Raw genomic sequence first — 12,938 nt, forward strand, 5'->3', positions numbered from 1 at the left:
AGCCCTGTCGATTGCCGTCTAATCAGATGATGAGTTTCAGAGACAACGAACCCGCACGGATGCGGGAGACCAGTGCGCTGGCGCTTGAATGGGAGCGGCTGCGCGAAACGATTGCGGGCCGCACGCAGTCGCCGCTGGGCCGCGCCCGCGTGCTCGCGCTGGAGCCCGGCCGCGACCTGCGCACCATCGAACAGCAGCAGCAACTGACGCAGGAGATGGGCCGCTACCTGGCGGTGGGTGGTGAATTCGGGTTTGGCAGCCTGTTCGATGCGGACGCGCTGCTGGACAAGGCGCGAATTCCCGGCGCTTCGCTGGAGCCGCTGGAGATTCGCCGCATCGCCGAACTTGCCGAGCACATTGCGGATTGGAAGCAGCTGATCACCGAACCGCCCGAGGGCCTGGCGAACCAGTGGCCGGCCGTGACGGCGCTCTCCGCGCCCGTGGTGCAGGTGAATTTTTACCGCGTGCTGCAACTGGTCAGCGGCAAGATCGAGGCCGACGGCTCGCTCGCCGACGAGGCCTCGCCCGAGCTTGCGCGCATCCGGCGTGCCGCGGAACGCCAGCACAAGGCGATTGAAGAGTCGTTGCGCCGCCAGCTTCGCGCCGTGGCCGATGCCGGTGGAGCGCAGGATGAGCTGATCACCGTGCGCGGCGAGCGATTTGTGATTCCCGTAAAAACGGAGTTTCGCCGCCGCGTTCCCGGCGTGGTGCACGGCTCGTCTTCGTCGGGCCAGACCGTGTTTGTCGAGCCGATGGAGACGATCGAGCAGAACAATGAACTGGTGCGCCTCTTGGACGAAGAGCAGGCGGAGATTCATCGCATCCTGGTCGCCATGACGGAGGCGATCGGGGAGCAGGCCGGCTCCATTTCGCGCGGCACGGAGGTGCTGGCGCAGGTTGAAACGCATCTTGCTGTTGCGAAGTTCGCGCGCGATCTGCGCTGCATTCGGCCGGTCTTTACCGACGGCAAGCCGCACCGCGATGACGACGGCAAGGAGCTTGCCGCGCTGTCGCTTGAGGCGGCGCGTCACCCGCTGCTGGAGATGCGCATGCTGGCCGAACGCCGTGAGTCGGCCCGCACGCGCCGCGAGCGCGACGAGGCGGCCAGCGGCATCGTTCCGCTGACGATTGCCCTGCCCGGCACGGCCAGGCAGCTCATCATCAGCGGACCCAATACGGGCGGAAAGACCGTCGCGCTGAAGACGCTGGGCCTGCTCGCGCTGATGGCGCAGGCCGGTCTGCCCGTGCCCGCCGTAAGTGCGCGCCTGCCGATCTTCTCCGCCGTGTACGCCGACATCGGCGATGCGCAGTCGATCGAGCGCAACCTGTCCACGTTTTCCGCGCACATCACCCACGTGAACCAGATTGCGCGCGAGGCGGACAACCGCGCTCTGGTTCTGCTGGATGAGCTTGGTGCGGCGACGGACCCCGAGGAAGGCGCGGCGCTTGCCGTGGCCATTTCGGAGCGGTTTTTGCAGATGGGCGCATGGTCGCTGATCACGACCCACCTCACGTCGCTGAAGATCTACGCCGCAAAGCACGCAGGCGTGGTCAACGCCGCGGTCGGCTTCGACGAGCGCACGCTGGCACCCACCTATGAGTTGCGGCTGGGCGTGCCCGGCGCGTCGAGCGGCATCAACATCGCCGAGCGGCTCGGCCTTGATCCTGCGATGGTTCGCGCCGCTCGCGGCTCGGTCACGACGCAGTCCGCCGACATCGCGCGCTTTCTGGACGAGCTGCACCAGCAACTGACCACCGTTGCCGCGGAACGCGAATCGTTGCGGCTGCGGGAGCAGGAGGTCGAGCGCGAGAAGCGCCGCCTGGAGATTGAGGGCCGGCAGGAGCAGCGGAACCGCGCGAAGGAACTGGAAGGCAAGCTTGCGTCGCTGATGAAGGATTTTGAGTTCCAGATGCGCGACTCGCTTAAGGCCGTTGAGGACAAGGGCACACAGCAGAAATTGAAGGGCGAGGCTGACCGCCGCATCGCGCGGCTGAAGCGGGAGTTTCAGGAAAGCTTTAACCAGACTGTCGTCGCGCACGTAACCGGAGCGGACAAGCAGGACAAGCATGCGCAGCCGCATGTGGTGCGCGAGGTGCAGGTCGGCGACACGGTGATGCTGCGCAGCATGGGCCGCGAGGCCCGCGTGGACCGCCAGGTGAACTCTGGGACGTATGAGGTTTCCATCGGCCCCATGAAGATGCGTGTGCCGAAGGACGACATTGCCCAGGTCACCAAGGCTGCGCCGAACGCGACACCGATCCAGGCTGCGCGTGGACGTGGCGTGAACGTGATTGCGCGCGAGCCCGACATGGTGCCCGGCGAGATCAACGTGATCGGCCGCACCGCGGAAGAGGCACGCGACGAGGTGGAGCGCTTCGTCGACCAAGCCTTTCTGGCTGGCCGCCCAAGCATCCGCGTCGTACACGGCACCGGCATGGGCGTGCTGCGCCGCACCCTGCGCGACTACCTTCGCAAGCACCCGCACGTAGTCAGCGTGACCGAGCCGCCCTACAACGAAGGCGGGCAAGGCGCCACGCTGGTCGAGCTTCGCAGCTGATTTTTGTTGCGTGCGGTGCGGATTATGCGTCTCATAAGACCTGCCAGACGGAAGCAGTCTGCCTGGCATGCTTGATTCATCAGACACTACCTCGCCCCGCACGCAAACGTCAGACGTTGGCTACCGTTACTGCCGTTCCGCGATGGCTTGCGTCGGTCAACTGGTCCAGTAGGAAGCTCGCCAGGTCCGCGCGCGTAATGCTTTCCGCCGTCTCGCCCTGCGGCACTGCGGCGTATTTGCCCGTGGCATCAGCATCTTTCAGTGCGGGTGGCCGCACGATGGTGAAGGCAACAGCGCCGCTTTTTACTTCCTGCTCCATCTCCGTTTTGTCCTTCATCGCACCGCGCAGGAACGTGGGCATGAGCAGGTGTTCGTACGCAAACGTCGCCTGCTCTTTGCTTTCCGCGACGCCGACCGCGCTGATCACGACCAGCGGCGTTGCTTGTTTCTGTTCCATGGATTGCAGAATGTTCTCCGCCGCCTTCTGCTCCAGGCCGGTCTGCTTGTATGGCGTGCTTCCACCGATGCAGTCGATGACGGCGCAGCCTTCTGCGATGGCAGCCACCACGGAGCGGAAGTTGTTCACGTCTCCCTCGACCACCTCGACGTTGCTGACTGGCGCAAAGTCCTTCGCCGAGTGCACAAATGCGGTCACGCTGTACCCGCGCGCCGCGGCCTGCTCGACCACCAGCCTGCCCGTCTTGCCCGCCGCTCCAAAGACTGTCACCTGCATCGCGTTTTCACCTCTCGGTTGCATAGGATGGCGCGCGATCGGACTCGCGTCGCCTCCTGAGGTGATTTGCTGACAGCCTGAAACGCCGGCATTTGCCCTGCATGAAGCAGGTGCCTGCGTGGTGCGGTACAGGGTTTGCGACCTGAATGCGAGCGATGACGCGACCGGCCAGATTTGACGCCATGTGTGGCACGCGCATCTGACCGCGCATGCCCGCAACGCAACGTGCCGATGCCCGGACCCCGCAAACCAAAACACACGCCATTGAGGATGGCATCCGCTCGGTGGTTGAGATGGATCGCGGCTTCGACGAGAACCGGACCCTGGTGGACCGCCTTGCCGACACGATCGGCAGCTTCAGCGGCTCCATGTGGTTTGTCGGATTGCACGTGGTCTGGTTCACGCTGTGGTTCCTGATCAACACGGGTGTGCTTCGGTTTGTGCCCAGGTTCGACCCGTACCCGTTCATCCTGCTCGCCATGATCGTCAGTGTCGAGGGTGTTCTGCTCAGTACCTTTGTGCTGATGAAACAGAACCGCATGCAGCAGCGCTCGGACGCGCGGCACCAACTCGACCTGCAGATCAACCTGCTTTCTGAGAAGGAAGTGACCAAGGCCCTGCAACTGCTTCGCCAGATTGCTGAGAAGCTCGATCTGCCACAGGTGGACGACGACGGGGAGCTGGAAGAGATGGCGCGCGTCACAAGCGTGGACACGCTTTCCGAGCGCATTCAGCAGGAGATCCGGCCCACCAACTAGGCATGCCGCTACACCCTGGCCGGAAACCAGGTTCCAGCGCCAGAGGAATTAACTTTATTGATTCTGTCCTAAGTGCAACCGCATAACTTCCGATCTGCAATGCGCCTAAGTTCGTGCGGTGGACAAGCGGCATATTGCGAAGGAAAGCTGCGGAAGGTAAAGGCTGCGCAGAGAAAGATGCTTGGTGTGTAGGAGGCTTAAATCAAAAGCCCTTCCAAGGATGGAAGGGCTTCACTGCGCTGTAACTTTCCTACACACTGGCCGGTTAGAACCGGCTCTCATGAATGAGCTGCAGTTATGCAGACATCATCTTGCGGCGGCGCATCAGCATACCGGCGGCGCTGATGAAACCCGTACCCAGCAGCATCAGGCTGTTCGGCTCGGGAGTCGCTGCGGTGGTGAAGTTGATGTCAGAGAACGTCGTCAGGCTACCGCTGCCCTGGGTCGTGATGTCGAACGTGCCCATCGCGGTCGAGACTTTGCCGTTTCTGCCAGTCAGCGTGTACGTGCCATTGCCGAGGACCTCGAGGTTATCGATAATGCTGGTGACGGAATTGATGGTATAGATCAGCGATGCACCGTTCGGGGCAAGGACGGAGAACAGCTGGAAATTACTCGGCGTTACCCCGTAATTGAACGCCGGGGCGAAGGTAACAGTCGAGTTGGTGTTGAACGGGCTCAGGATGCCGTTACCAGCCACGCCAACGGATGCACTCACGAAGTTAATCGTGGTCGTCTTCGTGTTGAAAGTGTCAGTTCCGAAGAACGAGATGTTGTCGGCATGTGCGACGCCGGTGCCGAGGACGAGAGTAGCAGCGAGGAGGCTGCCCTTCAGAAAGTTCTTGATGGTATTAAGCTGCATTACGTGTAACTCCTGGGAAGAGTGGTGGAATGGGAAGTCAAGGCAGTTGTAAAAGCTGTCCGCCAGTAGCCAATGAGCAAAATTCTTTGCCGTATCGGTTTGAAGAGTGGTGGCCTCGTTTACCCCTTACTTACTCATTGGTAAGTAATGTGGACGAGCAACTCTCAACAACCCACATGCGACTAGGAGCTATCATCAACGGAGCGGACGCACTTAGCACGCGGTTGTTGTTGACTGGCGACAAGACGTAGGCTAATGGCGGCAGCAAGCTACTCCAAACTACGTTCATAACTTCAAAACTGAATTTTTTGCCACACTTCGCAAGATTGCGACAGCTGAATTCAAGATGGAGCAGCTTAGGAAGTGCAGACCTCAACGGCCCATGGCGCAACCCGAGCGGCAGGCGCTGATTCAAGGCGCCCCGGCGTTGGGAGCTTACAATCTGTGTGTGAGCCCGGCCATGTCCAGCTTCGCCGCACCAGAGCTGATTCAGATCGACCTGACTCCGCGCAAGCCAGTCGCAAAACCTGAGTGGTTGAAGGCGCGCGCGCCCATGGGCGAGACGTTTCACTCGCTGAAGCGGCTGACCCGCGAGCTTGGTCTGCACACCGTCTGTGAGTCGGCGCACTGCCCCAACATCGGCGAGTGCTGGAACCACAAAACGGCCACGTTCATGATGTTGGGTAATTCCTGCACGCGCCGCTGCGGCTTTTGCGCGGTGCCCAGCGGCAAACCCGAGCCGATCGACCCTGACGAGCCGCGCCGTGTTGCTTTTGCCGTGGCGTCACTCGGCCTGAAGCACGCCGTGATCACCAGTGTGAACCGCGACGACGACAACCTGGGCGCCGGCCGCGCCTTTGTCGAGGTCATCCACGAGATTCGCCGCCAGGCACCCGGATGCCAGGTCGAGGTGCTGACTCCCGACTTCCAGGGAACCGAGGAAGCGATTCGGATGGTGGTGGCCGCCGGCCCAGAGATCCTGAACCACAACATTGAGACCGTGCCGCGCCTTTACCGCGTCGCCAAGTCGGGCGGCCGCTACGAGCGCTCCATCGGGTTTCTGCGGCTCGCGAAGGAGCTGAATCCGAACCAGGTGACCAAGACCGGCATCATCGTCGGCATGGGCGAGGAAACGCACGAACTGCTAGCGGTCTTTCGCGACCTTGCCGCCATTCGCGTCGACATCCTGACTATCGGCCAGTACCTGCGCCCGTCGAAGGACCACATTCCGATGAAGCGGTACTACACGCCGCAGGAGTTTGAGTTCCTGAAGGAAGAGGCGCTGCGCATGGGCTTTCGGCATGTGGAAAGCGGCCCGCTGGTTCGCTCCAGCTACCACGCTCACGAGCAGGCACAAAGCACCGGCCTGGCCTAAGCGCCTGGCGGCCAGCCGCGCAGCGCACGCCGGCCTATCGGAACGCCCAGCGGCATCTGGCTGACAAGCTGCGCCGATCTATGCCGCTCGATGCACGGCTCCTGCATCCAAGACTGCATGAAACAAAGGTCCGCCTCGGCCTGCGCCGTCATTCTGGCATCGCTGGTTCTTGTACCTGCCGTGTTTGCGCAGCACCGGGTAGAGCCGCCCGATTACGAGCAGCCTGAGCACAGCGACATTGTGCTGGGCGGCAACGGCCAGCGACAGACCGTCACCTGCCGCAACGGCAACGCCGTCTACGTGCAGGGCCAGGCCAATCAGATTGATGTGCAGGGTGCCTGCCGCTTTGTGCGCGTGCAGGGCAACCGCAATCACGTCTTCATCGAAGGCAAGAGCCCGGTACACGTGGAAGGCAATGAAAACTTTATTGAGGTCACCGACCCGAACACGCCGTTCAGCGAGCGCGGCGAGCGCAACCGATTTGAGCGGCGCGGCCGGTAGCGTGTCACCCGGAGCATCCAGGCACCTCAGCGTTCTCTTCCGAAAGCAAACCCTGCTGGTCGTGTCACCGAAGACGCATTGCGTGAAGCGCATCCTATCGAGCCGCCGTGCCGTCGCGCTGCTGTGACACAAACTCAGATGGTCAAACCGCAATCATCAAAAGCTGCTGCAGGAAAGATACCCCGCACGGTGTGCGGGGTATCGGGTGATCGAGCATGCTGTTATACCTGTGCGTTCATGCCTTCAGGCGCCGCCGCCAGGCCACAGCCATCGATGTCAGGCCGGTACCAAGCAGCACCAGTGATGAGGGCTCCGGGGTAACGCCGACCGGGGCTACGTCCGCACCATCCACGGTGATGTTCGAGATTGCCAATCCAGAGTCATACCCGGTGTCCGACATGTTCGTCACACCGAAGGCAAGGTAGTACTTGCCTGCCGTTTGAATGCTGTACGTCGCATTCACCCAACCCGTGGAGCCACAGCCGATCGCGTAGCAATCGCCCGAGTAGTTGTTCAGCGGGTCCCAATGCGTTGCATTCGGGATGATCGGAACCGAGGCGGGATCAAGGCTCGCGGTCGGTGCCGGTAGACCCTGTCCGGGAATGATGCTGCCCGAGGCTTCGGTTTGCGCGTCGAACAGCAACGACGCAAGACCTCCGTCTTCATTGAACAGGGCCGCCCACGCGTAGTCGGAGAAACCCGCCCCGTCGGACGTCACAAAATCAAAGTAGAAGTTCAGCGGTGTGTTCGCATTTGCGGAAAACACCGACGTGGTCAGCACAGAGCCATTCGTCTCACCACCCAGTGCACCAGTCGGAATCGCGGCGGTAGCGTTCGACCCTGCCGTGCTTATGTACATGTAGGTGGAGCCGCCTGCGGGCGGTGCCGACACATCACCGTTGGCGCCCAGAACACCGCAGTTGCCAGAGCAGGTCAGGTTCGATGGCAGGGGATCCGCAACAGCGGTCTGAACGGCCAGCGGACACAGCAGCGCAGTTGCAACCAAAGCAACGCGAGAAAGAACACGAGAAAGAACCGGCATCATTTCCAAAAGCCTCAAGAGTTACATGTGGTTCAAGCTCCGCCCCGCATACACCGGACAAAAAGACCCGAACCGTTCGTCATGAATGTTGTGACTATACGATTAGATTTGCTGACCAGAGCTGCACCATTCGTCCAGCCGCATAGCACTTGTGCGCAGTAACGACGCCCCTAAAAGTTGGAGGCAACTACCCCGGGCACACGGCACGAAACCCAGCTGTCGAATCATGAATACCGATCTGACTGTTGTCATCGCGTTGCCTCCGTCGCCCTGCTACCGCGATTCGCTTGTAGGCTGGACGGGATGACGCGTCCTCACCGCTTTGTGCGCTGCCTTCTTGTGTGCGCAACGTTATTCCCGCTCATTCCGGGCGCCGCGCAGGACCGCTTTGCCGGGGAGACGGTCGCGCAGCAGATCGATCCTGCGATCGCCCGCGTCCTGGCGGAAACACCGGCGATCGATAATCATGCGCACCCGCAGCTCGCCCGGCCGGCGCTCGTGTCGGATCGCGGCTTCGATGCTTTGCCGGTGGACAACATGGCTCCGCAGACCGACCCTGCTGCCTGGCGCGACAGCTTTCCGCCGCTCGCCCGCGCATGGAAGGCGCTGTGGAATTTCGACGGCACGCTACCGCTGACCGCCGCGCAGCAGACAGAGCTGGACGCCGCGCGCGAGCGGGTCCGCGCCCGCGAAGGGGAGCACTATGCGCAATGGGTGCTGGACCAGGCCGGCGTCGGCACCATGCTGGCGAACCGCGTCAGCATAGGTACCGGCGTTGCCGCGCCGCGGTTTCGATGGGTGCCCTACGACGATGCGCTGCTATTTCCGCTGGACGACACCGTTCTGCGCACCACGCCCGACCGGGCGCAGTTCTTCGCGCTGGAAGACAAGCTGCGCACCGCCTACCTGGGCGCGGCGCACCTGCAGCGCGTCCCCGGCACGCTGGATGCCTACCTGGCTCAGGTTGTGACGCCCACGCTGGAACGGCAGAAGGCGGGCGGCGCGGTCGCAGTCAAATTTGAGGTGGCGTATCTGCGAGAGTTCGGCTTTACCGACACGCCACGCGCGGAGGCTGCCGCGGTTTACGCGCGCTACGCCGGCGGCATGAGCAAGCCCGGTGCCGCGGAGTACAAGGCGCTGCAGGATTTTCTCTTCCGCTATATCGCGCTGGAGGCCGGCCGCCTTGGCCTGGCGGTCCACCTGCACGGCATGGCTGGTGGCGGACGTTATTTTTCGGTCGCCGGCGTGAACCCGCTGCTGCTTGAGCCGATCCTGAACGACTCGCGTTATGCCAAAACGAATTTTGTGCTGTTGCACGGCGGCTGGCCCTATGTGCGCGAGGCTGGCGCCATGCTGCAAAAGCCCAACTTCTATCTCGACATTTCGCAAGAGGCGCTTTTGTTTTCGGCGCGCACGCTGGCCGGCAGCCTGCGCGAGTGGCTTGAGCTGTATCCGGAAAAGGTTCTGTTCGGGACGGATGCTTATCCTTACAGCGCCGTGGCTGGTTGGGAAGAGTCCGAATGGTACGCGGCCGGCAACGCCCGTGCGGCGCTGGGGCTGGCGCTGACCGGCATGCTGCACGATGGCGTGATCACGGAGGCGCGCGCGGCCGAGCTGGCCCGCATGGTGCTTCGCACGAATGCCGAGCACCTGTATGGCCTCCGCGTGAGCAGCGGGTCTTGATTTGTTGTGTGGTGCCGATGGGCAGTGGGTGTTTGCCCCCGCCACTTCGCACCGCAACGCGCAAGAGCGCCGGTGAAACAACCCGTCCTGACCCCGCGTCCACTAAACTGAATGAGCCGCGCAAACGCGCCTCACAGGAGTCCCCGACGATGGCATCGCAAATGGCGAACATCCCCGCTTTGAAGGAGCTGCAGGGCCAGCTCACCACGCGCATGAAGAAAGCCGTCGAGGACTTCCGCGGCAGCCTGCTGGCAGCGCGCACCGGCCGCGCCAGCGTCCACATGCTCGACAGCATCCGCGTGGATTATTACGGTTCGGAGATGCCGATTAATCAGCTCGCCCAGGTGACCACGCCGGAGGCGCAGCTGATCGTTGTGCAGCCGTTCGATCAGGGCACCGTGCAGCTGATTGAAAAGGCGATCCGCACCAGCGGGCAGGGCTTCAACCCCATGCACGACGGCAAGGTCATCCGCGTGCCGATTCCGCCCATGACCGAGGATCGCCGCAAGGACGCCGTGAAGCATCTGGCCGCGACGCTTGAGGATCACAAGACGAGCATCCGTAACATTCGCCGCGACGGTAACGACACCATCCGGAAGGCGGCGAAGGACAAGCTGATCTCCGCCGACGACGAGAAGCGCGCGACCGAGGAGACGCAGCAGATGACCGATGCCGAGATCAAGGTGCTGGAAGATATGTTCAAGGTCAAAGAAAAAGAGCTCATGACGGTGTAGGGGCTTCGCAGCGAATCAGATTGCGAAGCGTTCAGACTGGAAAGGCGGGTGCGAGGGCACCCGCTTTTCTGTTGTTTCCGACGCTGAAACGCATGGGATCGACTGCAATTTGCAAGACCCGCGGTACTGCCATGCGGCGGTAAGGAAGTCTGGATGATCCCGCTTGTGTGTTGTTGTCCTGTCGCAACTCATTTCGATGACATCGCGGGCTTCTGTCGGTTTCCGAACACAATGATGTTCATTGGCGACAAAACGGCATCTCACTGAAGCATGAGTATGTGTGCGAAGAAGATTCGTGATGTACTCGGAAAGAAGTACCCTCTTTGGGGTGCCAGAATCGACTTTTGGCTACTCCGCTGCAGCACTTTCGAGTTTTCGTGAAGCAGACAGCGCCAGACAGCAAAGGTAGCCATGTTTTAGCGAAACAGTTCAGGCAGGGCAGCTGATGTCACATTCAAGTTCGTCATTCCGGTCCACCAAGGTATTGCAGCGGTTCTGCCGCTCGAGCCGCCTGCTTTCCAGCATGGCCGCGCTGGCGGCTTCTGTGCTGCTGGCCTGTGGGGTTCACGCTGCGCCGCCCGCATCGCCCAATACGCCGGCTGCGACCCATTCTGCCGCTCTGCGGTTCCGGGCAGCCAGCACGATTGCGCTTACGGTGGCTTCGGCGGCCAGTGCCGACGGCAGTTCCGTGACGCTGCTGGCGACCGTGGATGGGAAGTCCGGCGCAACCCCCGGCGGCACAGTGATTTTCACCGAGCATGGCAAGCGAATCGGCGAAGCTCCGGTCGCGAACGGTTCCGCCTCCCTGACCGTAAGCGCGCTGCCGGAAGGGCTCAGCAGCCTTTCGGCCAGCTATCGGGGTGACGGCAACTTCCGGCCTTCGAAGAGCGCGACCGTCCGCTTCTATAACGACGATCAGAACTAAGATTGCGATTCGGGTAGATGGAAAGGCCCGGCCAATGCCGGGCCTTTTTGATTGCCTGCCGTGGTGCGGCGCAGCCCGGGGCGGCGCGCCGCGCATACTGCAGGCGAATCGTTTAAACGCGTCCGATTGCTCCGTTGCGCATGCGCAGGATACCAAGTGGGTTGCTGTCGCGCAGCGCCTCCGGAAGCGCGGCATCGGGAAAGTCCTGGTAGCAGACCGGGCGTGCAAAGCGCAGCATCGCGCGCGTTCCCACGCTGGTGAAGCGGCTGTCGCTCGCTGCCGGGAACGGGCCGCCATGCACCATGGCGTGGCATACCTCCACGCCCGTGGGAAAGCCGTTGAACAGGATGCGGCCGACCCTGGTTTCGAGCACGCGGATCAACTCCGCGGCACCTTGGATGTCGTCGCCGGTGCCGTGCAGAGTGGCGGTCAGATGGCCGTGCAGTGCGTGTGCGGCGGCGACCAGATCCGCGGGATGGCCGTAATGCACCAGCAGGGTTGTGGGACCGAAGATCTCCTCTTGCAGGGTGCGGTCGGTCAGAAAGGTGGCGAGGGACGTGGCGAAGACTGCCGCCGAGGCGCCGGCGCCGGGTCCCTCGGGTGCGGATTGCAGGCCGGCGACCCACTCTGCCGCGCCGCTGGCAATGCGCTGCTCGACACCGGTGGCGTAGCGGGCCGCGATGCCCGGGGTGAGCATACCGTGACCGCCCATGCCGGCGACGCCCTGGCGCAACTGCTCCAGAAACGCGTCGCTGCCCGCCTGTGGCACAAAAACCAGCCCCGGCTTGGTGCAGAACTGGCCTGAGCCCAGGGTGAACGAAGCCTGCAACCCGGTTGCGACGGCCGCGCCGCGTTCGCGCATGGCGCCCGGAAGGATGAACAAGGGATTGGTGCTGCCCATTTCGGCAAAGCACGGGATGGGCTCGGGCCGGCTCGCAGCGAGCCGCATCAGTGCCTGCCCTCCGCCCGCGGATCCGGTAAACGCGACCGACCGGATCGCGGGATGCAGCACCAGGGCTTCGCCGGCGGCGGTGCCCGCGTCGTAGACGATGCCGAAGACTTCCTCTGGCAGCCCGCATTCGCGCACCGCGCGGGCGATTGCCTCCGCGGCCAGGCGGCTAGTGCCGGGGTGCGCCGGGTGTGCTTTGACCACAACGGGATTGCCCGCGGCGAGCGCCGATGCGGTGTCGCCGCCAGCTACCGAAAAGGCGAGCGGAAAATTGCTGGCACCGAATACGGCGACGGGACCGACCGGCCGCAGCATGGAGCGGATGTCGGAACGCGGCAGCGGCTTGCGGTCGGGCAGGGCTTCGTCGATGCGCGCGTCGACCCACGAGCCCTCCTCGGCAACCTGAGCGAACAGAGCGAGTTGCCCCGTGGTGCGTGCCAGTTCGCCCTGGAGCCGCGGCAAGGGCAGGCCGGTTTCCAGGTTGGCGCGTTGAACGATCGCATCGCCGTCGTTGGTAAGGCGATGCGCGATCGTGCGTAACAGGCGAGCGCGGTCGGCGCCGGAGGTGGCGGCAAAGAAGCTGCATGCCGCCTCGGCTGACTGGGCAAGCCGATCCACGTCCGCCGCGGTGGACGTGGTGAACTCCTCGTCCAGCATGGAGCCATTCACAGGATTCAAAGCGCGAAATACGGAAGCGGGCGCGGTAGTGCTCATGGCAAGACCTCTCTGGACGCGCGAGCGCGCGGTAAGCACACAGTCTTGCAGAACAGGCGGGAAGAAGTCACATCGCAGGCTCCTGGCGAGGGCCAGCACCGGTC

At 62.9% G+C, this 12,938-nt stretch carries 11 protein-coding genes; 7 read left to right on the forward strand and 4 right to left on the reverse strand.

Annotated elements, in window-relative coordinates:
- Positions 1-59: 59 nt before the first annotated feature.
- The gene (locus tag ACOFKT_RS16655; RefSeq protein WP_419805108.1) at positions 60-2,558 is read left to right on the forward strand and encodes an endonuclease MutS2; all 2,499 of its coding nucleotides are present in this window, start codon (positions 60-62) and stop codon (positions 2,556-2,558) included.
- 109 nt (positions 2,559-2,667) lie between these two features.
- On the opposite strand, the gene ACOFKT_RS16660 is transcribed toward ACOFKT_RS16655, so the two are convergent.
- Positions 2,668-3,291 (reverse strand): NAD(P)-dependent oxidoreductase, encoded by a 624-nt coding sequence (locus tag ACOFKT_RS16660; protein WP_419805109.1) that lies wholly within the window; start codon positions 3,289-3,291, stop codon positions 2,668-2,670.
- 209 nt (positions 3,292-3,500) lie between these two features.
- On the opposite strand from ACOFKT_RS16660, the gene ACOFKT_RS16665 reads away from it, so the two are divergent.
- Positions 3,501-4,049, forward strand: coding sequence for a DUF1003 domain-containing protein (locus ACOFKT_RS16665; RefSeq protein ID WP_419805110.1), 549 nt, complete (start codon positions 3,501-3,503; stop codon positions 4,047-4,049).
- A gap of 295 nt (positions 4,050-4,344) precedes the next feature.
- On the opposite strand, the gene ACOFKT_RS16670 is transcribed toward ACOFKT_RS16665, so the two are convergent.
- Positions 4,345-4,911 (reverse strand): PEP-CTERM sorting domain-containing protein, encoded by a 567-nt coding sequence (locus ACOFKT_RS16670; RefSeq protein ID WP_419805111.1) that lies wholly within the window; start codon positions 4,909-4,911, stop codon positions 4,345-4,347.
- Between the two features lie 460 nt (positions 4,912-5,371).
- Here ACOFKT_RS16670 and lipA point away from each other — a divergent pair, with 460 nt between their 5' ends.
- A complete protein-coding gene (gene lipA, locus ACOFKT_RS16675; protein ID WP_419807185.1) occupies positions 5,372-6,286 on the forward strand; it encodes a lipoyl synthase in 915 nt (304 codons plus the stop codon).
- 117 nt (positions 6,287-6,403) lie between these two features.
- Positions 6,404-6,787, forward strand: coding sequence for a DUF3060 domain-containing protein (locus ACOFKT_RS16680; protein WP_419805112.1), 384 nt, complete (start codon positions 6,404-6,406; stop codon positions 6,785-6,787).
- Between the two features lie 235 nt (positions 6,788-7,022).
- Here ACOFKT_RS16680 and ACOFKT_RS16685 read toward each other — a convergent pair whose 3' ends face one another.
- Complete coding sequence (locus ACOFKT_RS16685; RefSeq protein ID WP_419805113.1) at positions 7,023-7,793, reverse strand: NF038132 family protein; 771 nt, start codon at positions 7,791-7,793, stop codon at positions 7,023-7,025.
- Between the two features lie 339 nt (positions 7,794-8,132).
- On the opposite strand from ACOFKT_RS16685, the gene ACOFKT_RS16690 reads away from it, so the two are divergent.
- From ACOFKT_RS16690 to ACOFKT_RS16700, 3 genes are all read left to right on the forward strand, one after another.
- On the forward strand, positions 8,133-9,512 hold the full coding sequence (locus ACOFKT_RS16690) for an amidohydrolase family protein (RefSeq protein ID WP_419805114.1): 1,380 nt from the start codon (positions 8,133-8,135) through the stop codon (positions 9,510-9,512).
- Between the two features lie 149 nt (positions 9,513-9,661).
- Positions 9,662-10,246 carry a ribosome recycling factor gene (gene frr, locus ACOFKT_RS16695; RefSeq protein ID WP_419805115.1) on the forward strand — a complete coding sequence of 195 codons (585 nt, stop codon included), beginning with the start codon at positions 9,662-9,664 and terminating at the stop codon, positions 10,244-10,246.
- Positions 10,247-10,691: 445 nt separating this feature from the next.
- Positions 10,692-11,171: an Ig-like domain-containing protein gene (locus tag ACOFKT_RS16700; RefSeq protein WP_419805116.1), complete on the forward strand. Its 480-nt coding sequence runs from the start codon at positions 10,692-10,694 to the stop codon at positions 11,169-11,171.
- Between the two features lie 112 nt (positions 11,172-11,283).
- Here the strand turns inward: ACOFKT_RS16700 and ACOFKT_RS16705 are convergent, their stop codons facing one another.
- A complete protein-coding gene (locus tag ACOFKT_RS16705; protein WP_419805117.1) occupies positions 11,284-12,834 on the reverse strand; it encodes an aldehyde dehydrogenase (NADP(+)) in 1,551 nt (516 codons plus the stop codon).
- Positions 12,835-12,938 lie beyond the last annotated feature (104 nt).

This window comes from Terriglobus sp. (assembly GCF_965201105.1).
Lineage (GTDB): Bacteria > Acidobacteriota > Terriglobia > Terriglobales > Acidobacteriaceae > Terriglobus.

Coding starts and splice junctions, on each gene's coding strand:
- ACOFKT_RS16690 (WP_419805114.1), top strand. CDS start 8,133: ATGACGCGTCCTCACCGCTTTGTGCGCTGCCTTCTTGTGTGCGCAACG.
- ACOFKT_RS16705 (WP_419805117.1), bottom strand. CDS start 12,834: ATGAGCACTACCGCGCCCGCTTCCGTATTTCGCGCTTTGAATCCTGTG.
- ACOFKT_RS16665 (WP_419805110.1), top strand. CDS start 3,501: ATGCCCGCAACGCAACGTGCCGATGCCCGGACCCCGCAAACCAAAACA.
- ACOFKT_RS16700 (WP_419805116.1), top strand. CDS start 10,692: ATGTCACATTCAAGTTCGTCATTCCGGTCCACCAAGGTATTGCAGCGG.
- lipA (WP_419807185.1), top strand. CDS start 5,372: ATGTCCAGCTTCGCCGCACCAGAGCTGATTCAGATCGACCTGACTCCG.
- frr (WP_419805115.1), top strand. CDS start 9,662: ATGGCATCGCAAATGGCGAACATCCCCGCTTTGAAGGAGCTGCAGGGC.
- ACOFKT_RS16680 (WP_419805112.1), top strand. CDS start 6,404: ATGAAACAAAGGTCCGCCTCGGCCTGCGCCGTCATTCTGGCATCGCTG.
- ACOFKT_RS16655 (WP_419805108.1), top strand. CDS start 60: ATGCGGGAGACCAGTGCGCTGGCGCTTGAATGGGAGCGGCTGCGCGAA.
- ACOFKT_RS16660 (WP_419805109.1), bottom strand. CDS start 3,291: ATGCAGGTGACAGTCTTTGGAGCGGCGGGCAAGACGGGCAGGCTGGTG.
- ACOFKT_RS16670 (WP_419805111.1), bottom strand. CDS start 4,911: ATGCAGCTTAATACCATCAAGAACTTTCTGAAGGGCAGCCTCCTCGCT.